Origin of the sequence: Sphingomonas sp. Leaf4 (assembly GCF_920939515.1) — a bacterium.
Classification (GTDB): domain Bacteria; phylum Pseudomonadota; class Alphaproteobacteria; order Sphingomonadales; family Sphingomonadaceae; genus Sphingomonas.
Genome location: NZ_CAKLBB010000006.1, coordinates 74,869 through 97,221, shown reverse-complemented (window position 1 = coordinate 97,221; position 22,353 = coordinate 74,869). Strand labels below are relative to the sequence as shown.

General features: G+C 69.6%; 19 protein-coding genes. 14 read left to right on the top strand and 5 right to left on the bottom strand.

The annotated features are described in order from the left end of the window. Positions 1 to 25 precede the first annotated feature (25 nt). Entirely contained in the window at positions 26 to 769 is a 744-nt protein-coding gene (locus tag LRA89_RS10300; RefSeq protein WP_230770076.1) for a prepilin peptidase, read from the bottom strand. A gap of 110 nt (positions 770 to 879) precedes the next feature. Between LRA89_RS10300 and LRA89_RS10295 the strand changes: the two genes are divergently transcribed. The 12 genes from LRA89_RS10295 to LRA89_RS10240 all read left to right on the top strand — a co-directional run bounded on the left by LRA89_RS10295 (position 880) and on the right by LRA89_RS10240 (position 16,426). Continuing rightward, positions 880 to 2,064, top strand: a complete 1,185-nt coding sequence (locus tag LRA89_RS10295; RefSeq protein ID WP_230770075.1) for an acetyl-CoA C-acyltransferase — start codon at positions 880 to 882, stop codon at positions 2,062 to 2,064. Positions 2,065 to 2,281: 217 nt separating this feature from the next. Then, entirely contained in the window at positions 2,282 to 4,561 is a 2,280-nt protein-coding gene (locus LRA89_RS10290) for an FdhF/YdeP family oxidoreductase (RefSeq protein WP_268934912.1), read from the top strand. Continuing rightward, positions 4,558 to 5,337, top strand: coding sequence for a formate dehydrogenase accessory sulfurtransferase FdhD (gene fdhD / locus LRA89_RS10285; protein WP_230770074.1), 780 nt, complete (start codon positions 4,558 to 4,560; stop codon positions 5,335 to 5,337). Before LRA89_RS10290 ends, fdhD begins: the two co-directional genes overlap by 4 nt. Further along, positions 5,337 to 5,966: a molybdenum cofactor guanylyltransferase gene (gene mobA / locus LRA89_RS10280; protein WP_329958512.1), complete on the top strand. Its 630-nt coding sequence runs from the start codon at positions 5,337 to 5,339 to the stop codon at positions 5,964 to 5,966. The genes fdhD and mobA overlap by 1 nt, the downstream gene beginning before the upstream one ends. Positions 5,967 to 5,998: 32 nt before the next feature. Then, positions 5,999 to 6,475 (top strand): chemotaxis protein CheW, encoded by a 477-nt coding sequence (locus LRA89_RS10275; protein ID WP_230770072.1) that lies wholly within the window; start codon positions 5,999 to 6,001, stop codon positions 6,473 to 6,475. Next, entirely contained in the window at positions 6,472 to 7,743 is a 1,272-nt protein-coding gene (locus LRA89_RS10270) for a CheR family methyltransferase (RefSeq protein ID WP_230770071.1), read from the top strand. Before LRA89_RS10275 ends, LRA89_RS10270 begins: the two co-directional genes overlap by 4 nt. Beyond that, on the top strand, positions 7,740 to 8,255 hold the full coding sequence (locus tag LRA89_RS10265; RefSeq protein ID WP_230770070.1) for a chemotaxis protein CheW: 516 nt from the start codon (positions 7,740 to 7,742) through the stop codon (positions 8,253 to 8,255). The genes LRA89_RS10270 and LRA89_RS10265 overlap by 4 nt, the downstream gene beginning before the upstream one ends. Positions 8,256 to 8,258: 3 nt before the next feature. After that, on the top strand, positions 8,259 to 9,917 hold the full coding sequence (locus tag LRA89_RS10260) for a methyl-accepting chemotaxis protein (RefSeq protein ID WP_230770069.1): 1,659 nt from the start codon (positions 8,259 to 8,261) through the stop codon (positions 9,915 to 9,917). A 5-nt stretch (positions 9,918 to 9,922) separates the two neighbouring features. Continuing rightward, positions 9,923 to 11,923, top strand: coding sequence for a hybrid sensor histidine kinase/response regulator (locus LRA89_RS10255; protein ID WP_230770068.1), 2,001 nt, complete (start codon positions 9,923 to 9,925; stop codon positions 11,921 to 11,923). An 8-nt stretch (positions 11,924 to 11,931) separates the two neighbouring features. Beyond that, positions 11,932 to 12,975 (top strand): chemotaxis protein CheB, encoded by a 1,044-nt coding sequence (locus tag LRA89_RS10250; protein ID WP_230770067.1) that lies wholly within the window; start codon positions 11,932 to 11,934, stop codon positions 12,973 to 12,975. Next, a complete protein-coding gene (locus LRA89_RS10245; protein WP_230770066.1) occupies positions 12,972 to 14,627 on the top strand; it encodes an ATP-binding protein in 1,656 nt (551 codons plus the stop codon). The genes LRA89_RS10250 and LRA89_RS10245 overlap by 4 nt, the downstream gene beginning before the upstream one ends. Then, positions 14,627 to 16,426 carry a response regulator gene (locus tag LRA89_RS10240; RefSeq protein ID WP_230770065.1) on the top strand — a complete coding sequence of 600 codons (1,800 nt, stop codon included), beginning with the start codon at positions 14,627 to 14,629 and terminating at the stop codon, positions 16,424 to 16,426. Before LRA89_RS10245 ends, LRA89_RS10240 begins: the two co-directional genes overlap by 1 nt. Here the strand turns inward: LRA89_RS10240 and LRA89_RS10235 are convergent. Together LRA89_RS10235 and LRA89_RS10230 are read right to left on the bottom strand one after the other, a co-directional pair. After that, positions 16,398 to 17,120 (bottom strand): hypothetical protein, encoded by a 723-nt coding sequence (locus LRA89_RS10235; protein WP_230770064.1) that lies wholly within the window; start codon positions 17,118 to 17,120, stop codon positions 16,398 to 16,400. The genes LRA89_RS10240 and LRA89_RS10235 overlap by 29 nt on opposite strands. Continuing rightward, positions 17,110 to 17,733 carry a L,D-transpeptidase family protein gene (locus LRA89_RS10230; protein ID WP_056497819.1) on the bottom strand — a complete coding sequence of 208 codons (624 nt, stop codon included), beginning with the start codon at positions 17,731 to 17,733 and terminating at the stop codon, positions 17,110 to 17,112. The genes LRA89_RS10235 and LRA89_RS10230 overlap by 11 nt, the downstream gene beginning before the upstream one ends. Before the next feature lie 137 nt (positions 17,734 to 17,870). Here LRA89_RS10230 and LRA89_RS10225 point away from each other — a divergent pair, with 137 nt between their 5' ends. After that, positions 17,871 to 18,584, top strand: coding sequence for a murein L,D-transpeptidase catalytic domain family protein (locus tag LRA89_RS10225; RefSeq protein ID WP_321163095.1), 714 nt, complete (start codon positions 17,871 to 17,873; stop codon positions 18,582 to 18,584). Between the two features lie 237 nt (positions 18,585 to 18,821). Further along, positions 18,822 to 20,876, top strand: coding sequence for an NAD(+) synthase (locus tag LRA89_RS10220; RefSeq protein WP_230770063.1), 2,055 nt, complete (start codon positions 18,822 to 18,824; stop codon positions 20,874 to 20,876). 44 nt (positions 20,877 to 20,920) lie between these two features. Here the strand turns inward: LRA89_RS10220 and LRA89_RS10215 are convergent, their stop codons facing one another. Together LRA89_RS10215 and LRA89_RS10210 are read right to left on the bottom strand one after the other, a co-directional pair. Then, entirely contained in the window at positions 20,921 to 21,361 is a 441-nt protein-coding gene (locus LRA89_RS10215; protein WP_230770062.1) for a hypothetical protein, read from the bottom strand. 72 nt (positions 21,362 to 21,433) lie between these two features. Further along, positions 21,434 to 22,300 carry an oxygenase MpaB family protein gene (locus tag LRA89_RS10210; RefSeq protein ID WP_230770061.1) on the bottom strand — a complete coding sequence of 289 codons (867 nt, stop codon included), beginning with the start codon at positions 22,298 to 22,300 and terminating at the stop codon, positions 21,434 to 21,436. Between the last annotated feature and the right edge of the window lie 53 nt (positions 22,301 to 22,353).

Below are 22,353 nucleotides of genomic sequence, written 5' to 3'. Positions count from 1 at the left end.
CATTTCGTTGAATGTCGATCCGGCCCTAACCGCCAACACTCCAGACGAGGAACGCGGCGACCGCGAGCAGCGTACCGAGCGGCAAGCGGTCGGTCGCCTTCACTTCGCGCCCCGCGATCCGCATCGCCACCACCACGCACAACCCGGCCACGGTCGCGACCAGCAACACCACCGGCAACGCGCGCCAGCCGAGCCACAGCCCGATTGCGCCGAACAGCTTGGGATCGCCCCCGCCCAGCCCCGTCCGCCCGCGCATCGCGCGATAGAACGTCGCCACCAGCCACAGGCTGCCGAACCCGGCCAGCCCGCCGATCGCCCGGTCGCTGAAATCGGGCGCGATTCCGCCAAGTCCCCCCGCCAATGCGACCAGCGCCAGCGCGATCGTCAGCCGGTCGGGCAGCCAGAAGGCGGCAAGATCGATCGCGCCCGACGCCAGCAACAGCCAGCCGCACGCCGCGCCGGCCACCCCCTCGATCCCCGGCGCGACCAGCCCGGCGACGATGCCGATCGCCGCGCCCAGCACTTCGGTGACGAACTGGCCAGGCGCGATGGCCGCGTCACAGGTCCGGCATCGACCGCGCAAGGCGAGAAAGCTGACGATCGGCACAAGTTCGACCGGCCGCAACGTCCGCCCGCACCCGTCACATGCCGATCGGCCGGCGGCGACGCTTCGTCCCGCCGGCCAGCGGATCGCCAGCGCGCCGATAAAGCTGCCGAATACGCAGCCCAGCAGTCCCAGCAGGATCGGCCAGAAGAGAGGACTCACCATGATGCCGCCTATCCCCTGCCCGACCCGCCGACGCAACGCCGCTGGCATCCCCCGAACCCACGCCCTAGATACGGTATCAAACGAAACATAATCGTGTTTGGAGAGCCCCGATGTCCGATCCCGTCGTCATCCTGTCCTATGCCCGCACGCCGATGGGCAGTTTCCAGGGCAGCCTTGCCGGGGCGAGCGCGACGCAGCTCGGCGCGACGGCGGTCGGTGCGGCGGTCGAGCGGGCCGGCCTGTCGGGCGAGGCGATCGAGCGTATCTACATGGGCTGCGTCCTGCCCGCCGGCTTGGGACAAGCCCCGGCGCGACAGGTGGCGCTGGGCGCGGGACTGCCGACCCATGTCGAGGCAACGACGGTCAACAAGATGTGCGGATCGGGGATGCAGGCGGCGATCATGGCCGCCGACGCGCTGGCGGCGGGATCGGCCGAGCTGATCGTCGCGGGCGGCATGGAGAGCATGACCAACGCGCCGTACCTCTCGACCCGCCACCGCTCGGGTGCGCGGATCGGCCACGACCGACTGCTCGACCATATGTATCTCGACGGGCTGGAGGACGCCTATGATCCGGGCCGGCTGATGGGCAGCTTCGCCGAGGAGACGGCGGCGGAGTATCAGTTCACCCGCGCCGCGCAGGACGACTATGCGATCGAGTCGCTCTACCGTGCCCAGCGCGCGCAGAAATCGGGCGCATTCGATCGCGAGATCGTCGCGGTCGAAGTGGCCGGCCGCAAGGGCACGACGACGGTGCGCGAGGACGAACAGCCCGCGCGTGGCGACGTGGCGAAGATCCCGACGCTGAAACCCGCCTTTGCGAAGGACGGCACGATCACCGCCGCCAACGCCTCGTCGATCTCGGACGGCGCGGCGGCGCTGGTGCTGACGCGGCAGTCGCTCGCCGACCGGCTGGGGCTGACCCCGATCGCGCGGGTCGTGGCGCATGCCGGCCATGCCCATGCCCCTGCGAAGTTCGCCACCGCCCCGGTGTTCGCGATGCGCAAGGCGATGGCGCGCGCCGGCTGGTCGGTGGGCGACATCGACCTGTTCGAGGTGAACGAGGCGTTCGCCTGCGTCGCGATGATCGCGATGCGCGACCTCGGGCTGTCGCACGACACGCTCAACATCCACGGCGGGGCCTGCGCGCTCGGCCATCCGATCGGCGCGAGCGGCGCGCGGGTGCTGGCCACGCTGTTGTCGGCGCTGGAGACAACCGGCCAGCGGCGCGGCCTCGCCTCGCTGTGCATCGGCGGGGGCGAGGCGACGGCGATGGCGGTGGAACTACTCGACTGACGACTTCCCTTGTCACCCCGGACTTGTTCCGGGGTCCACCTGCCCGCACGCGCCGTCCCGCGATCGTCAGATGGCATCGTTGGCCGATCGGTGGACCCCGGAACAAGTCCGGGGTGACGACAGGACGACAAGCGGAGCGTACCCTCCCACGCTACAGCGGAACTTTCCAGCATCCCCCGGCGTAGCCTACGCTTAGGCGTAGCCGGAAGGAACAAGCGTGGCGGATCGCGAAGATACGGTTGGATATGACGGTCCGGCCGGCGGCTGGGGTTCGGTCAAGGGCATGTCGAAGATTCTCGGCAAGGAGAAGAACCGCCCCGCCGCGCTGGCCCAGCTCGCCCGCCAGAACAAGTCGAAGGGGTTCATGTGTACCTCCTGCGCATGGGGCAAGCCCGCCGAGCCGCACCCGTTCGAATTCTGCGAGAATGGCGCGAAGGCGACATTGTGGGACCTGACCCCCAACCGCTGCACCCCCGAATTCTTCGCGAAGCACAGCGTCACCGAACTGAAGCGCTGGAAGGACTTCGACCTCGAACACGAAGGTCGCCTGACCCATCCGCTGCGCTACGACCATGCGACCGACCATTATGTCGAATGTAGCTGGGATGAGGCGTTCGCCGCGATCGGGGCCGAACTGAAGGCGATCGATCCGAAGAAGGCAATCTTCTACGCCTCGGGTCGGGCCAGCCTTGAAACCTCGTATCTGTGGGCGTTGTTCGCGCGGCTTTATGGCCACAACAACCTGCCCGACAGCTCGAACATGTGCCACGAGACGACGTCGGTCGCGCTCAAGAAGACGATCGGCGCGCCGGTCGGCACCTCGATCCTCGACGATTTCGAATCGTGCGACGCGATCTTCTTCTTCGGGCAGAACACCGGATCGAACAGCCCGCGCTTCCTCCACCCCTTGCGCGACGCGGTGAAGCGCGGGTGCAAGGTGGTGACGTTCAACCCGGTCAAGGAACCGGGGCTGATTGCCTTCACCGATCCGCAGAACCCGTTCGAGATGGCGACACGCGCCGAAACCAAGATCTCGTGCCAGTACCATCAGGTCCGCCCCGGCGGCGACGTGGCGGTGATGATCGGCCTCGCCAAGCACGTCCTCGCCGCCGAGGACAGGAGCTGGGCCGAGCACAGGGTCCATGTGCTCGACGTCGATTTCATCGAACAGCATACCAACGGCTTCGACGAGTTCGCGAAGATGGTCCGCGCGACCGACTGGGCGGCGATCGAGGCGGAGAGCGGCCTGACCCGCGCCGCGATCGAGGCGGCGGGACAGGTCTATGTCGAGGCCGACCGGACGATCGGCATCTACGGCATGGGCCTGACGCAGCAGGTCAACGGGTTCGACAATGTCGCTACCTACGTCAACCTGTTGTTGATGAAGGGCAATATCGGCCGCGACGGGACCGGCATGTCGCCGGTGCGCGGGCACAGCAACGTGCAGGGCCAGCGCACCGTCGGCATTTCGGAAAAGCCCGAACTGGTGCCCAACGACCGGCTGCGCGAACTCTACGGCTTCGATCCGCCGATGGAGCATGGCCACAACACCGTCACCGCCTGCGAAGGGATATTGAAGGGCGAGATCGACGCCTTCGTCTCGCTCGGCGGCAATTTCCTGCGCGCGATCCCCGATCTCGAACGGATCGAGGCGGCGTGGCCGGCGATACGCCTCACCGTGCAGATCGCGACCAAGCTCAACCGCAGCCACCTCATCAACGGCAAGGTCGCCTATCTCCTCCCCTGTCTCGTGCGCACCGAGGTCGACGTGCAGGCGGGCGGCGAGCAGATCGTGTCGATCGAGGATACGTTCAGCCACATCCACGGATCGATCGCGACCCATCCGCCGGCCAGCGAGCATCTGAAATCGGAGATCGCGATCCTCGCCGGCATCGCCAAGGCGACGCTGGCGCCGAACCCAAAGGTGGACTGGGACGGGTGGACCGCCGATTATGCGAAGGTCCGCAAGCAGATCGAGCTGACCTACCCCGAGGAGTTCCATGATTTCGAGGAACGGATGTTCACTCCCGGCGGCTTCTATCGCGGCAATTCGGCGCGCGAGCGGGTGTGGAAGACGCAAAGCGGCAAGGCAGAGTTTACCGTGCCCAAGACGCTGTCGGGTACCGACATTCCCGATGCGCCGGGCCGGCTGCGGCTCATCACGCTGCGGTCGAACGATCAGTTCAACACGACGATCTATGGCTATGACGATCGTTTCCGCGGCATCTCCGGCACGCGCGACGTGGTGCTGATGAACCCGAAGGAGATCGCGAAGGCCGGGCTGCACAAGGGACAGGTGGTGACGATCGTCGGTGACGGCGACGACGGCATCGACCGCCGCGTCGGCGGATTGAAGGTCGTGCCGTTCGACCTGCCCGACGGCTGCATCGCCGGCTATTATCCCGAACTCAACCCGCTGATCCCGATCGGCTGGCACGACCGCGAATCGAAGACCCCGGCGGCCAAGGCCGTGCCGGTCCGTATCCACGCAGGATGAGCGATGCCCCCAGCGCCATCCGCAGCTTCGCGCGGGTGGCGGCTGCCGGCACCCCCTCGACCACCGACCAGCCGGTCGCGGTCGAGGCCCCGGTCGCGATCGAGATCGATGGCCTTGGCTATGCCGTGCTGATGGCGACGCCCGCCGATCTGGCCGATCTCGCGACCGGGTTCGCGCTGGCCGAGCGGCTGATCGACCATGGCGGCGAGCTGGTCGAGGTGGACGCGCATGCGACCGATCGCGGCACGCTGCTGCGCCTCACGCTGGTCCCCGACCGCCATGATCGCGTCGCCGAACGGGTGCGGCATCGCGTGTCCGAATCGTCGTGCGGGCTGTGCGGGATCGAGAATCTCGAACAGACGCTGCGGCCGCTGCCGCCGTTGACCGCGCGCTCGACCGCGACACCGGCGGCGATCCTCGCCGCCGCCGCTGGCTTGCGCGACCATCAGCCGCTGTCGCGCGCGACGGGGGCCGCGCATGCCGCCGCGCTGTGCGCCGCCGACGGGACGATCCGCCTCGTCCGCGAGGATGTCGGCCGGCACAATGCCTTCGACAAGCTGATCGGCGCGATGCGGCGCGAGGGCCATGACTGGGACGGTGGTTTTGCGCTGCTCTCATCACGCTGTTCGTTCGAGCTGGTCGAAAAGGCGGTGCTGGCCGGCTGCCCGCTGCTCGCCACCTTGTCGGCCGCCACCAGCCTCGCGATCGACCGCGCCGCGGCCGCCGGGCTTCCCTTGCGCACCGCCGTGCGTGGCGGCACGCTGCTGGCGTCGTGATGCGGGTGCTGGGCGCGATCATCGCCGGCGGACAGGCCAGCCGCTTCGGCAGCGACAAGGCGCTGGCGGTGCTGGACGGACGCGCGCTGATCGACCGGGTGGCGGACGCGCTTGCCCCACAGGTCGATACGGTCGTCGTCGTCGGGCGCGATCATGGCACGCTGGCGTCGGTGCCCGATCGGCCTGCGCCGGGTCTGGGGCCACTCGGCGGCATCGCCGGGGCGTTGCATCATGCGGCGGCGCAGGGGTTCACGCACGTCCTCACCGTGCCGTGCGATGCGCCGTTCCTGCCCAAGAACCTGCGCGAATTGCTGAACGCCGCTCCCCTCCCTGAAAGGGAGGGGTCGGGGGTGGGTCGGCCCGTGGCGGGCGGAGCGTTTCCTCACCAACCGACCCACCCCCAGCTCCTCCCTTCCAGGGAGGGGAGCGCCGCCTATCTCGCTGACCTGCCCGTGATCGGCTGGTGGCCCGCCACCGCGCTGCCCGCGCTCGATACCCTCCTCGCCGGAACCGGATCGCGATCGGTCCGCGCGTTCGGCGACCGGATCGGCGCGACCGCCGTCGCCGCGCCCGCCATCGCCAACGTCAACACCGCCGACGATCTCGCGCGGCTCGCGCAACACGACTGACAGGCCGCCGCCCGATCGATATAGCCCGCAGGATGACCGGCCCCTTCCTGATCCTGCGCACCGGCGCACAGCGGCTCGCGCTGCCGATGGCGGCGGTGCGTGGCGTTCTGCCGCTGCTGCCGGTCGAGACGACGCCAGGGCTGCCGCGCCCGCTGCTGGGCTTCATCGATCTGCGCGGGCAAATGGTGGCGGTGCTCCACCCGCTGGCGCTGCTCGATCCCGCCGCGCCGGTCGGGCCGGTCGGGCTGTTCGCACACCTCGTCCATCTGAAGGGCGCGGACGCTCCCTGCCTGCTGGTCGACCGCGCGGAAGATGTCGTGTCGGGCGAGATCGGCGACATCGACCCCACGCTCAGCCTGAACGAAGCGATCATCGGCGAACTGGCGGTCGGCGACACGGTCGCGCATGTGATCGATCCCGACCGGCTGCTGCTGTCGGCCGAACGCCATGCGATCGACCGGCTGGCCGCCGCCGCCGCCGCGCGGCGCGACCAATGGGTGGCGGCATGACGCTGCCGCAGAATGATCCCGTCTTCGCGCAGGTGAAGGCGATGGTGATCGAGCGCACCGGCCACCATTATTATATCGACAAGGACGGGCAGCTTTTCGAACGCATCGCGCAGCGCATGGCCGATCGCGGCGACGCCACGCTCGCCGCCTATCGCGACCGGCTGCTGCGGGCCGATGGCGACGAATGGCCGCGCCTCGAAAGCGCGGTCACGATCAACGAGACGTTCTTCTTCCGCTTCGCCGAACAGTTCGACGCGCTGCGGACGCATATCCTGCCCGCGCTGATCGAGGCGCACCGGATGGACAAGCGGCTGCGCATCTGGAGCGTCGGCTGCTCGACCGGCGCGGAAGCGCATTCGATCGCGGTGCTGCTCACCGACCTGCTGGGCGACGCCATAGCCGACTGGCGGGTCGCGCTGACCGGCACCGACATCGACGAGGCGGCACTGGAGGTCGCGCGGCAGGCCGACTATGGCGCATGGTCGCTGCGCACGCTGGGCGAGGCCGAACGCGCCCGGCTGTTCGACCGGACCGGCGATCGCTACCGGTTGAAGGACCGCTATCGCGGGATCGCCCGGTTCGAACGGCACAATCTGATGGCGATGATCGCCGATGCCGCGCCGCTGCATTTCGCGGGCTACGACCTGATCCTGTGCCGCAACGTGCTGATCTATTTCGCGCATGACGATGCGACGCGGATCGTCGGCGCGCTGGCCGATCGGCTGGCGGGCGACGGGCTGTTGCTGCTCGGCCATGCCGAACCCAATCCGACGTTCGATGCCGTGGCCGATCCGGTGCAGGTCGGCGGCATCCTCGCCTATCGCCCGCATGGTTCGGTGCCGCGCCCGTCAGCGCCGGTGCCCGAAGCACCCCGCCCGGTCGCGCCGCCGGTCCGCCGCGAACCGCGCATCGCGCTGCCGCCCCGCGCCGTGCCGCCACCCCCTGTCCCGCCACCGATCGTCGCGCGCGCGCCCGATGCCGTCGCCTGCTACCTTACCGCGCTCGGCGCGATGGCAGCGGGTGAGCGCGAGCGGGCCGAGCGCGGCTTTCGCGACGCGCTCTACCTCGACCGGTCGTTCGCGATGGCGCATTATCTGCTCGGCCGGCACCTGCTGGCGCAGGGACGCACCGACGATGGCCGCCGCAGCCTGACCAACGCGCTGCGCGTCGCCGCCGCCCTTCCGCCCGATGCCGAACTGGCCGAGGGCGAGGGGATGACCGCCGGCGCGATGGCCGCCGCCGCCCGCCACGCGATCACCACGCTGTGACGGCGCTCACCATCATCGCCGACGGGCTGGACGACGCCGTAATCGCCGCCGTGCTACGCGATCGGCAGCGACGGGTGGCGCAGGCAAGCGATACCGCCGCCCATCCGACTGAAACGCTGCTCGCCTTCGATCTGGGCGGCATCGCCCATGCCCTGCCGATCGGCGACGTGCGCGCCGTCGCCGCGCTGCCGCTGGTGTCGCGCGTACCGCAGACGCCGGGCACCTTGCTTGGGTTGGTCGCGTGGCGCGGGGCGGTGGTGAACCTGTTCGCGCCGGCGGCCGCACTGGGGCGCGAGGCGACGGCAGCGGGGGCGATGATCGTGCTGCGTCACGATGCGCCGCGTATCGCGCTGGCGGTCGACCGGCTGCTCGGCGTCGTCACCGCGGGCGTGGATCCGGCACCCCCGACGCTCACCCGCCTGGTCGATACCGGCGGCGGTGATCGCTTGACCCGGATCGACCCTGCGCAACTGATCGATCACCTGCTCCCGAAGCGCCTTCAGGAAGGATAAGCCTTGTCCGTTTCCACCCGCATCGCCGCGGGGTTCGCTGCGATCACCGCCATCCTGCTTGCCCTCGGCCTCTATGCGCTGGCGCAGATCGGCGACGTGCGCACGACCGTCGACCAGATCGTCGGGCGCGACCTCGCCTCGATCCAGGCGCTCGGCCGGATCGATCAGGCCTTGTCGCGCAAGGTCGAGGCGCGCGGCACGATCGTCCGCGCGTTCCTGACCAACGATACGGCGGGCGTGCGCGACGGCACGGTCGCATGGCGCGCCGCGATCGACGATGCGACCCGCGACATCGCCGAACAGCAGCGTGCCGCCGAAAGCTACCGCGCCGATGCGATCACCAACGCGCGCGCCGAACAATGGACGCGGATGGTCGCGCAACTGGGCGACGCCGAAGCGGCGCTGTCGCGCACGCGCGGCGATGTCGAGGCGCAACTGGCGGCGGTGCGCGGCGGGGATCGCGCGGCGGTGCTGGCCGCCGAAACCGGCATCGTGCGCGATCATGCCGCGACCATCGCCCGGCTGGCGCAGGCGCGCGAGACGCTGAACATCGCGATCCAGCGCGGCAGCGAGGCGACGCGCGACGTATATGATACCAGCCGGCGCTCGATCCTGATCGGCCTGCTGCTCGCGGTCGTCATCAGCGTGGTAGTCGCGGTGACGATCCGCCGGTCGGTGGTAGGCCCCTTGAGCGAGTTCATGGGCTTCGTCGGCCGGATCGGCGGCGGCGACCTGTCGACCACCACCGCCGCCACGGGCAAGGACGAACTGGGGCGGCTGGGCGTTACCCTGAACGACATGGTTTCGGGGCTACGCACCATCGCCACCCAGAACCGCGCCGCGACCGAAAACCTGAACGCCGCCGCCACCGAAATCCGCGCCTCGACGCAGGAACAGGCCGCTTCGGTCGAGGAACAGTTGGCGGCGGTGCAGGAAACGGCGGCAACCGTCGACGAGATCACCCACAGCGGCGCGCAGATCAGCCGCCGCGCGCAGGAAGTGATCGCCGCCGCGCAGGCGACCGCGCAGGTGAGCGATTCGGGCCTGACCGCCGTCGCCGACACCGCGCGCGCGATGGACGCGATCCGCGATCAGGCAGAGGCCGTGGCGACCAACATCGTCGCCCTGTCCGAAAAGACGCAGGCGATCGGCGACATCATCGCCACCGTCAACGACGTGTCGGAACGCTCGCACTTGCTCGCGCTCAACGCCTCGATCGAGGCGGCGGCGGCGGGCGAACAAGGGCGCAGCTTCGCGATCGTCGCGGCGGAAATGAAGATGCTGGCCGATCAGGCGAAGGGCGCGACGCGCAACGTCCGCTCGATCCTGGGCGACATCCAGCGCGGCATCAATTCGTCGGTGATGCTGACCGAGGAAGCGGTCAAGCGCATCGCCTCTGGCAAGGAACGCACCGATCAGGGCCATGCCGCGATCGAGGAACTGGCCGCGCGGGTGCAGGAGAATGTCCAGACCTTCCAGCAGATCGTCGCGTCGACCAACCAGCAGCAGATCGGCATCGAACAGGTGACGATCGCGCTGCAGAACATCCGCCAGGCATCGCAGCAGACCGCCGCCTCGACCCGCCAGCTCGATCAGGCGGCCGGCGACCTCAGCGACCTGTCACGCACGTTGGTGTCGCTGACCGAACGCTACCGTCTGTAACCGCCGTGGACGAGCTTGAGGCCGAATTGCTGGCGGCGTTCGCGTCGGAACTGGCCGAGCATATGGCGGGCATCCGTACGAGCCTTGCCGATGCCGATGCCGGCCGCGCGGTCGACCTGCGCGAATTCAGCCGCCGCGCGCACAGCCTGAAGGGAGCGGCGCGTGCCGTCGACCTGCCCGATACCGAAGCGGCGGCGCACGAGATGGAGGCGCTGCTGCTCGGCGTCGAGCGCGGCGAGGCGGCACTCGATGCCGCGACGATCGCCGCGCTGCGCGCATATGCCGACGCGATCGAGGACGGCGCGGCCCCCGCCCCCGATCCCGCGCTGCCCGTGGCGGAGGATGATCGCCGCGTCGCGCTGCCCGGCCACCGCGTCGAACGGCTCGGCCGGTCGCTGAGCGTCCTTGCCACGCAGATCGCCGATCAGGGTGCCGTCACTGACCGGTTGCAGGCGCTGTGCGACGATCTGGCGGGATTGCAGGCGCTGGTGGCGCAGGGCGGCAATGCCGAGGCGGTCCGCCGCGTCGCGCAGGCGACGACCGAGGCCGAGCGCATCCGCCGCCTGCACCGCCGGTTGGCCGACCAGCTCGAACGCTCCTCGGCCGAACTGGAACGCGACGGCGAACGGCTGCTGCTGCAACCCGTCGCCACGCTGTTCGACGGATATGAACGCGCCGTGCGCGACCTCGCCACCGCCGAGGGCAAGACCGCGCGGCTGCTGCTGCCCGACGTGGAGGGCGAGGCTGACCGGCGGGTGCTGGCCGCCTTGCGCGATCCGCTGCTCCACCTGCTGCGCAACGCGGTGCGCCATGGCATCGAACCGCCCGGCGTCCGCGTGGCAGCGGGCAAGACCGACGAGGGGCTGATCGCGATCGAAGCGCGGATCGATCGCGGCCGGCTGACGCTGACCGTGCGCGACGACGGGCGCGGGCTGGACGACGGCGCGATCCTCGCCCGCGCGCGCGCCGCCGGCCTGATCGCGCCCGATGCGCCGCGTCCCGCCCCGGCGGCACTCCACGCGCTGCTGTTCGAACAGGGGTTTTCGACCGCCGATCGGCTGGACGAGGTCGCCGGGCGCGGCATCGGCCTGTCGGTCGTCGCGGAGACGGCGCGGCGGCTGCACGGATCGGCGACGATCGCCCCGGCGGCGGGCGGCGGCACCGCGATCCGCCTCACCGTGCCGCTCACCCTCACCCGCCGCACGCTGTTGCTGGTCGAGGTGGGCACGATGCTCTGCGCGCTGCCCGCCGACGCGGTCCGCCACGTCCGGCGGATCGCACCCGCCGACCTGCACGCCAGCGGCGATGCGACGATGCTGGTCGTGGATGGCGATCCGGTGCCGGTCACGCGGCTGGGCGACGTGCTGGGCGAAGCGCACGGCGCCGGGAGTACGATGCTGAATGCCCTGGTGCTCATTGCCGACGGGCAGCGCCGCGTGCTGGTGGTCGATACCTTGCGCGAAGTCCGCGCGCTGCTGGTCGGCGATCCGCAGGCGATCGCCGCCGACGTGCCGCTGGTGCTGGGCACGGTGCTGGTCGGCGGCGCAGTCGTCCTCGTGCTCGATCCGGCGCAACTGGTGCGCGACCGCCCCGGCATGCCGCTGCTGCCCGCCGCGACCGCCACCGATGCGGCGCGCACGCGCACCATCCTGGTGGTCGACGATTCGATCACCACCCGCACGCTGGAACGCAGCATCCTCGAAGCGCAGGGCTACCGCGTGCTGGTCGAGGTCGACGGCCTTGCCGGGCTGGAGCGGCTGCGCTCGGGCATCGATGCGATCGACCTCGTCGTCGCCGATGTCGAAATGCCGCGCATGGACGGGTTCGGATTGCTTGCTGCAATACGGAACGATCCGGCACTGAAAACGCTACCCGTCGTCATGATGACCTCGCGCAACAGCCCCGACGACATCGAACGCGGCTTCGGCCTCGGGGCCGATGCCTATGTCACCAAGCAGGATTTCGATCAGGGAACGCTGATCGGCGTGGTCCAGCAACTGCTCTGACGTCCCTCATGCCACGTCGCACCACCCCCGCCCGCGTGATGATCGTCGAGGATTCGGCGGTCGTCCGCCGTCTGTTGACCCATATCGTCGCGGGCGATCCGCGCCTGACCGTCGCGGCGGCGGTGGCCAGCGCGGAGGAAGCGATCGCCGCGATCCCGAGCGTCCGGCCCGACGTCATCTCGATGGACATCCGCCTGCCCGGCATCGACGGGCTGGAGGCGACGCGACGGATCATGGCCGATCATCCCACACCGATCGTCGTGATTTCCGCCTCGATCGATCGCGGCGAACTGGGCAACAGCATGGACGCGCTGCGCGCCGGTGCGCTGTCGGTCGTCGAAAAGCCGGTCGGGCTGGCGGACGCCGCCTATGTACAGGTCGCCGCCGAAATCCGCACGCAACTGGCGATCATGAGCGAGGTAGCGGTGGTTCGCCGCCGGATGCGCGAACCGGCGCTGTCGCCGCCGGTCATGCCGCCGCGCACCCGCGCACCCCGCGTCCTGCTGGTCGCCGCCTCGACCGGCGGGCCGCCGGCGCTCGCCCGGCTGTTCGCCGCGCTTCCCGCCGACTTTCCGCTGCCGATCCTGCTCGTCCAGCACATGGGGGCGGGCTTCATGCAGGGCTTCGCCAACTGGCTGGGCAGCGTCGTGCCGCAGCAGGTGGAACTGGCGCGTCACGGCGACCTGCCGCGCCCCGGCACCATCCATGTGGCACCGGGCGACAGTCACCTGACGATCGGCCGCGCCGGCACGATGACCGTCTCGACCGACCCACCGGTCGGCGGGCAGCGCCCCTCGGCCACCCGCCTGATCGAAAGCGGGGCGACCGCGCTCGACGGCGCGGCGCTCGCGATCGTGCTGACCGGCATGGGCGATGATGGCGGCGCCGGGGTCCAGACCCTGCTCGCTGCCGGCGGATCGGCGGTGGCGGAGGACGCGACCACCGCCGTCGTCTATGGCATGCCCGCCGCCGCGCAGCGCGCCGGTGCCCTCTCGCTGCCGCTCGGCATGATCGGCCCGCATGTCCGCCGGATCGTGGAACGACGGGCATGAGCGACGCCGCGTCGATCCTGCTGGTCGAGGATTCGGATACGCAGGCGCTGCAACTGCGCCGCATGTTCGAACGCGCCGGCATGACCGTCGAGCGCACGCGCGACGCCGAAACGGCGCTCGGCATGCTCAACGTCCGCCGCCCCGACCTGCTCGTCGTCGACTATCGCCTGCCCGGCATGAACGGCGACGAACTGGTCCGTATCGTCCGCCAGACGACCGCGACCCGTACCCTGCCTGTCCTGATGCTGACCGGCGACGATGCGTCCGACATCGAACGGCAGGGGCTGGACAGCGGTGCCAACGCCTATGTCCCCAAGCGCGGCGGCGGCGAACTGATCGTCTCGCGGGTTCGCGCGCTGCTGCGGCAGGCACGGTCCCGCCCGGTCGAGGACGGCCCCGCCCCCGCGCTGCGCCGCGCCCGCCTGTTCCTGCTGGGCGGGGTGAGCGCGGACCGCGACACGTTGTTCGCGCGGCTGACCGCCGATGGCTATGACGTCGGTGACATCGGCACGCGCGTCGCCGCACTCGCCGCGATCGACACGGACGGGGCCGACGGCATCCTGATCGTCGAACATGACGGCGCGACCCGGTTCCAGACGACGCGACTGCTCGACGCGCGCCGCACCGCGCGCGCCAGCGGCATCGCGCTGGTCGCGCTGACCGACGATGCCGATCCCGCGACCGTCCTCGCCGGGCTCGCCGCCGGGGCGGACGACGTGGTGCCGCAGGGGCGCGACGGCGACATGCTGCTCGTCCGCATCCGCGCGATCGTCCGCCGCAAGCTCGCCCGCGACGAGGAAGCAGCGGCGCTGGAGCGCGACCGGACACAGGCGGTGGCGCTGGCGCAGGCGCGGGCCGAAGCCGAATCGGCCGAACGCCTCGCCCATGCCAATGCCGAACTGGCTGGCGCCAACGCGCTGCTGCGCGAGACGCAGGCGCAACTGGTGCAATCGGCCAAGATGGCGTCGCTCGGCGAACTGGTCGCCGGCATCGCGCACGAGATCAACAACCCGCTCGCCTTCATCCTGGCGCATCAATCGACCGTCGAACGCGCAGTTGGCGCGGCGCGCGGCGCGACCGACGATGCGACGCGCGAGACGCATCTGACCAAGGCGTCGGACCGGCTCGACTCGATCCGCTCGGGCCTTACCCGTATCCAGGAACTGGTGGTAAAGCTGCGCCGCTTCTCGCGGCTCGACGATGGCGAGGTATCGCGGATCGACGTGCCCGAAGCGATCGATTCGGTGCTGACGCTGCTCGCCCCGCGGCTCGGCACCGTCGGCGTGACGCGCGACTATGGCCCGGTGCGGCTGCTCGAATGTTCGGGGGCGCTGGTCAATCAGGTGGTGATGAACATCGTCGCCAATGCCGCCGACGCGGTCGATCCCGCCGGCGGTCACATCACCGTGTCGACCGCGTCGGACGGCGGCCGCTTCACCATCCGCATCGCCGACAACGGCCCCGGCATCCCGCCCGACCGGCGCGAACGGGTGTTCGAACCGTTCTTCACCACCAAGGACGTCGGGGCCGGCACCGGCCTCGGCCTCGCCATCGCGTACGGCGTGGTCCGCTCGCACGGCGGGACCATCGCCATCGAAACCGCCGCGCAGGGTGGCGCGGCATTCGTAATCACGATACCGGAACGGCCGTAATGGAAAAACCCGGCACCCCGCCCCTACTGCTGCTGGTCGATGACGAGCGCGAGATCCTCGTCGCGCTGACCGATCTGCTCGAGGATCGCTACCGGGTGCTCGCCACCACCTCGCCGGTCGAGGCGCTGGGGCTGGTCGCGGCGAACCCCGACATCGCGGTGATCGTCTCCGACCAGCGGATGCCCGAATTGACCGGCAGCCAGTTTCTGGGACAGGCGCGGCCGACGACCGATGCGGAGGCGATCCTGCTGACCGGCTATGCCGATCTGTCGGCGGTCGTCGCCGCGCTCAACGACGGCGCGATCAGCGGCTATGCCAACAAGCCGTGGGACGGCGACGCGCTGCGCGCGATGATCGATGCCGCCGCGACCCGCTTCGCGTTGCGCCGGGCGCTGGCGTTCGAGCGGGCGGCGTTCGACGGGCTGATGCGCAGCTCGGGCGACCATGTCGTCATCCTCGACCACGAGGGTGCCGTCGTGCGCGGCGACGGCGCCCCCGCCGACTTCGCCGATCGGGCCGCACTGGCCGGCGAGGCGATGGCCGAGGAGGAACGGCAGGACGGCGAGGCCGGCGGCGGCGAACGCTGGACGCTGGTTCAGCGCATCCCCTTCGGCCCGACCGACCGGCGGTTCCTGCTGCGGATCGAGCGTGACGATACCGAACGCCGCCTCGCCCAAAGACGTCGGCATCAGTCGGAAAAGCTGGAGGCGCTGGGGACGCTGGCAGGCGGGATCGCGCATGATTTCAACAATCTGCTCGCCGCCATCCTCGGCAATCTCGAACTGGCGCAGCGGCGGATCGACGATCCCGTCCGGCTGCAGCGTTTTCTGTCCGCCGCGCGCGAAGCGGCGGGCCGGGGCAGCGCGATCACCCGCCGCCTGCTCAGTTTCAGCCGCCAGCGCGACCTTGCCGCCGAAACCTTCCACCCCGATACGGCGATCCGCGCGGTCGAGGAACTGATCGTCCGCACCGCCGCCGGGCGCATCCACCTCGCCTATGATTTCGCCGATCCGGCGTGGGCGGTACGGACCGATCCGGGGCAGTTCGAACTCGCGCTCCTGAACCTCGCGATCAACGCGCGCGACGCGATGGGGGGTCAGGGGATCGTGTCGATCGCCACCGCCAACATTGCCGACGCCACCGGCATGGCCCCCGGCCTGTCGGGTCCGTTCGTCCGCATCTCGGTGGGCGACACCGGCACCGGCATCGACGATGCCTTGCGCGAACGGGTGTTCGAACCGTTCTTCACCACCAAGGCGCAGGGGGTCGGCACCGGGCTCGGCCTGCCGATGGTGCGGGCGATGGCCCGGGCGGCGGGCGGCGAGGTGACGATCGACAGCCGTTTGGGGGAAGGCACCACCGTCCACCTCTGGCTCCCGCCGGTCGCTGCCGAAGCGCTGGCCGCACCGGCGGCCGCCGCCGGGCCGGTTGCGCCGCGCCACGTCCTGCTGGTCGAGGACGATGCCGAGGTGCGCCACGTCGTCACCGCGCAGCTCGAGGCGATGGGCCATCACGTCACCGCCTGCGCCACCGCCGACCGCGCGCTCGCCGCGCTCCGGCCGGGCTATTGCTGCGACCTGCTCATCACCGATTACGCCATGCCGCTGCTGTCGGGCGTCGAGCTGGCACAGCGGGTCCATGCCTGTTGTCCGGGACTGCCGGTGCTGCTCATCACCGGCTTCGCCGAGATCGGTGAACGGCAGGTCGATCTGCCCGTCCTGACCAAACCGTTCAGCAGCGATCAGTTGCACGCGGCGATCGCCGGCGTCCTCAACGTGGACAGCGCACCCGGCGGATAGGCGCGCCCTCGCCCGCGATCGTCAGCACGTCACCCGCGACTCGCAGCGTCTGCCGCGTCGTCCAGCGTTCGCCCTCGCCGCTATAGGCCACCGCGATCGACACGCCCCCGGCGACCGGCGTCACCGCCGTCACGTCGCCAAGGCTTTCGTGGAAGCGCAGCTCGCGCGGGGAGATCGTCACGCCTTCGATCGAGGTGGCGGGCGCGGCACAGGCCGCCGCGTCGCGATCCCACCGCCCGAGGAACGCCGCCGGGATCGTCGCCTGCGCGCGCGGCGTCGGAAAGGCACAGCCGCGCGCGGTCCGTCCGCCCACCGTCAACACGCTGCGGAACGGGCGCGGCTCGCCCGACATGTCGTCCGCGCACGCCTGATCGATCACGGTGACGGTCACGCCCTCGGCCCGCCAGCGCCGCCCGTCCGGCACCGCGTCGCGCGCGACGATCCCCAGCCGCCGTTCGGGCAGGTCGACCCCCGACAGGCGGATCGCATCGCCATCGATCGCGGCAGAATAGAAGGGCTCGTTGGTCGTCGCCGTCACCGCATCAGGGATTGCCGAGGTCGCGGTCGGCACCGGCACCGGCGTGGGCGTCGCCACCGACATGACGACGCTGGCGGTCGGTTCGGGCGCAGGGACAGGCGCGCCACCACATCCGGCGAGCATCGCCGCCAGCCCGATCGTCACCCTACCGCGCACGCCCGCCCCCGCCGCTCACCCGGTCGTCACGCGCCGCCAGCATGCCCGCGATCGTGCCGTCGAGCACCGGCACCGCATCCGCCGGACGCCGCGCCGGAAAGGCGATGACCTCGTTCACCACCGCCACCTGCCCGCCCAGCCGCGTCACCTGAAACAGCGCGCGGGCGAACGGCGTCGGGATACGGATGCAGCCGTGCGACGCGGGGTATCCCGGCAGGCTGCCGGCATGCAGCGCCACCCCGCCCCAGGTGAGGCGCTGCATGAACGGCATCGGCGCGTTGTTGTAGAGGTTGGAGCGGTGGAACGGCCGCTTTTGCAGGATGACATATTCGCCGATCGGGGTGCGCTTGCCCGGCTTGCCGGTCGACACGGTCGACGCCCCGACCAGCCGATCGCCGCGATAGACGAACGCCATCTGCATCGGCACGCTCACCACCATGCTGACCTCGCCGCCCTGCGCCGGATCGTCGGCCCAGCGATGGTCGCCCGGCCGCATCGTCAGCACCGCCCGCTCGATCGCCAGCGTGTCCGCGTCCTGCGCCATCGCGGGGCACGACACCATCGACAGGATCAGGGCGAGACGCAGCCGCATCGCGACCTTATCGGACAGCATATCCGGTTTGGCAAACGCGCCGTTAACGATACGCAGGCGACCGGCCGTTGCAACGCTGCGGCAGACGGCGGAACGCACAAACCGCCGACAATTGAACCGGTTCCAGTAGTCGTTTAATTATACGGAACAGCGGAATCATGAGGATGTGGATGCAGGACGCAGAGGTTCGGTCGCGGCGAGCGGTATTGAAGGCGGCGGGCGGGCTCGCCGGTCTGCTGCTGACACAGGGCTGCGTCCGTCCATCGGTTGGTCCGGTCGCCTCGGCTCCGGTGCCGCATGCGCCCTATCCGTCGCTGGCGCGGATGCCCGCCCAACCGGTGCGGACGATGGCCGCGCCGGCCACGGTCAATCCCAAGCTGTTCGAACGCGCCGTCGCCGCGCTCGACCGCCACTCGCACAGGCTGCGCCGCACCGATCGCATCGTCATCGCCGACTTCGCGCTCGATTCGGCGCACCCCCGGTTCCAGTTCATCGACATGCACAGCGGCGTCGTATCGGCGATGCGCGTGACGCATGGCAGCGGATCGGACCCGGCGCATCGCGGCCAGCTCGAACGCTTCAGCAACATCCCCGATTCCAACGCGACCTCCGAAGGCGCGTTCACCACCGACAACTACTATATCGGCAAGCATGGCCGCTCGCAGCGGCTGGTCGGGCTCGATCCGACCAACGACAATGCGCTGATGCGCGCAATCGTCATCCATGGCGCATGGTATGCCAACCCGGAAATGATCGCCCAGCACGGCAAGCTCGGCCGCAGCCAGGGCTGTTTCGCGGTCGCCGAGGGCGATCTGGCGCGCGTGTTCGACCTGATCGGCGAAGGCCGGATGCTGTACGCCGCCAAGGTGTAACTTCCTTCCCCGCGCACCCCGCCGGACACGCCAACATCACCCCGTACCCCGTCGTCACCCCGGACTGGTTCCGGGGTCCACGGTTCAACAGGCGATGGCGATCGCGCCTCCATCGCCTGCGGCGAGGTGGACCCTGGAACCAGTCCGGGGTGACGGGCAGGGAGTGACGAACAGCCTCCCCAAACCACCACCCCTTCGCGCTGGCATCCCCCCACCCACGCCGGTACAACCGCGCCCATGACCGCGCACCCCTTCGCCTCAATCCACACCCATGGCCTGCTCCGCGTCGGGGCCTGCACCCCGCCCGCCAGCGTCGGCGATCCCGCCGCCAACGCCCGCGCCGCGATCGACCTTGCGCGCGAGGGGCATGAGGCCGGGGCCGACCTGCTGGTCTTTCCCGAACTCAACCTCACCTCCTATGCGATCGACGACCTGCACTTGCAGGACGCGCTGTGCGCTGCGACCGAAGCGGCGCTGGCCGAGGTGGTCGCCGCCAGCGCGGACCTGAACCCCGTCCTGCTGCTCGGCGCGGCGCTGCGGCGCGGCGGCCGGCTCTACAATTGCGCGGTGGCGGTATCGCGCGGGCGCATCTTGGGCGTCGTGCCCAAGACGTACCTCCCCAACTACCGCGAATATTACGAGAAGCGCTGGTTCGCCCCCGGCGTCGGCCTGACCGGCCTGTCGATCCGCGTCGCCGGACAGGACGCGCCGTTCGGCACCGACCTGCTCTTCGCGGCCAGCGACCTGCCCGACTTCGTGTTTCACGCCGAAATCTGCGAGGATTACTGGGCCCCCCTCCCCCCCTCCACCGCCGGGGCGCTGGCGGGGGCGCTGGTGCTGTGCAACCTCAGCGCGTCGAACATCGTCATCGGCAAGGCGCGCGAACGCGAACTGCTGTGCGCCTCGCAATCGGCGCGCACGCTGTCGGCCTATGTCTATTCGGCGGCGGGCATGGGCGAGAGCACGACCGACCTGTCGTGGGACGGCCAGGGCATGATCCACGAACTCGGCGAACTGCTCGCCCAGTCGCAGCGGTTCGACCGGGCGAACGGCGCGATCTATGCCGATGTCGATCTCGCCCGGCTGCGGCTGGAGCGGATGCGCAACGGCACCTTCAACGATTGCGCCGCCGCCAACGGCCACCCCGAAACCCGCTTCCGTCGCATCGCCTTCGATCACCGGCCGGACTTCGCCGACATCGGCCTGATGCGCGCGGTGCGGCGCTACCCGTTCGTGCCCAACACCCCCGACCGGCTCGACGACGACTGCTACGAAGCGTTCAACATCCAGGTCGAGGCGCTGCGCCAGCGCCTCGTCGCCTCGGGTGCCAAACGGCTGGTGATCGGCGTGTCGGGCGGGCTGGACTCCACCCATGCGCTGATCGTCGCCGCAAAGGCGTTCGACCGGCTGGATCGCCCACGCAGCGACATCCTCGGCTTCACCATGCCCGGCTTCGCAACCGGCGAGGCGACCAAGGCCAATGCGTGGACACTGATGCACGCGCTCGGCATCACCGGCGCGGAGATCGACATCCGCCCCGCCGCGCGCCAGATGCTCGCCGACATGGACCATCCCTTCGCGCGTGGCGAAGCGGTGTATGACGTCACGTTCGAGAATGTGCAGGCGGGGCTGCGCACCGACTATCTCTTCCGCCTCGCCAACCAGCGGCAGGGGATCGTGCTCGGCACCGGCGACCTGTCCGAACTGGCGCTGGGCTGGTGTACCTATGGCGTCGGCGACCAGATGAGCCATTACGGCGTCAACGCCGGCGTGCCCAAGACGCTGATCCAGTATCTGATCCGCTGGGCGATCCGCACCGACCAGTTCGACGCTGCGACCGACACCGTGCTCGACGCGATCCTCGGCACCGAAATCTCGCCCGAACTGGTCCCCGCCGACGATCAGGGCCGGATGCAGAGCACCGAGGACCGCGTCGGCCCCTATGCGCTCAACGACTTCTTCCTCCACCATATCGTGCGGTACGGCATGGCCCCGTCGAAGGTCGCCTTCCTCTGCCACCACGCCTGGGCCGATGCGACCAAGGGCCACTGGCCGATCGACTTCGCCGAGGATGCGAAGGGTGCCTACGACCTGCCGGTGATCGCAGGCTGGCTGGAGAAGTTCCTGTGGCGCTTCTTCCAGACCAGCCAGTTCAAGCGCTCGGCGCTCCCCAACGGCCCCAAGGTATCGGGCGGCGGCGCGCTCTCCCCCCGCGGCGACTGGCGCGCGCCGTCGGACGGCGTGGCGCGGGCGTGGGTGGAGGAGTTGAGGGCCGGGTTGCCGCCGTTGTAGGCATAACTTTCAAAGCTAGTTTCGATGGATCGCAGAACGACCGCTTATTGGCGAAGGCGACGCATTTGATCCTTCAGCGCATCCCAACGACCGTATTCGAACGCCGTTACCGCCAGTTGAGCGCTGTCGCCGTCATGAAACCCAGTAAGTGTCAAACCTAAGTTGCAAAGGACAATAAATCCGAGTGTTTCTTTTGCATCTCCGTCGAGCTCGGCCAAGTCACGCCAAATCTCGCTATTCGAGAAAATTGAGCGTCCTCGAAAGGTAACGTCCACCGGTGGGACAAGGGCGACCTCGACGGCGCGATCGTGCCGAAACACGACCCGGACGTGGTTGCCATGGTAGCGGAATGCCTCTTCACCGTTAAGGCTTGCACGATCTACTTTCGGATGATCGCCAAGAACTTTGTCGACTTGTGAACGTGTCATGCCGAGTAGCGCTGGGCGTAGCCCACCCTCATCAATCTGAAAGCTTAAATTCGCCATGCTGCGCTCCAGATTGGAAAGTTTGTGGCAGAACTTCCCAATCTCGGCAACTACGCTGTAGCAGACATCCGCCTACCCCTGCGCCCGCGCCGTCTTCTCCGACGCCGACCCGTTCAACGCCCAGCGCAACACCCGCGCCATCCCCTGCGCGCCCGTGCGCGCCGCGACCCGCGCCCCGGCGCTGCCGGCATCCAGTTCCAGCATCGCCCGCGCCCATGGCGGCAGCAGGTCGATCGCCGCCGCCGTATTGATCGCGCCGAACCCGCGTAGGAACGGACTTTTCAGCGGCTGCTTCACCAGCGCATCGCGCACCGCCTGCGTCCGGTGGTCGAAGCGCAATTCGCGGCGCATGCCGAGCAGATAGGCGTCGACCGCCGCCCGGCTGTCGGGCACGTCCACCGCGCCCAGCGCCTGCGCCACCACGACATTCTCGGCGAAATACCGGTCCTGATCGGCGCGCGACAGCATCGGATCGCGGTAGCGCAGATAGCCGCGCAGGAAACAGTCGACCTCGGCGACATGCACCCACGTCAGCAGATGCGGATCGTTCGCGCTGTACGCCGTGCCGTCGGGCAGCACGCCGTGGACATGATCGTGGATCGTGCGCACCCGCCCGATCAGCCGCTCCGCCTCGGCGGTCCCGCCATAGGTGGTGGCGGCGATGAACTGCGCGGTGCGCTTCAGCCGGCCGAGCATGTCGCGGCGGAAATCGCTGTGGTCCCACACCCCGGCAAGCGCGCCGGGATGCAGCATCTGCATCAACAGCGCGGCGGTGCCGCCGATCATCATCGACGAAAAATCGCCATGCACCCGCCAGCTTACCGACCCCGGCCCGAACAGCCCGTCGTCGCCCGGCGCGCGGATCAGGTCGATCGCGCCATCGCCCGCACCGGTAAGGGCGCGGACCTGGGTGGCGATGGCGTGGCGTACGGGATTCATGCGAACAAAACGTTCCGATCGCGGGCAAAGGTCCGTATCGCACGCGGAACAAA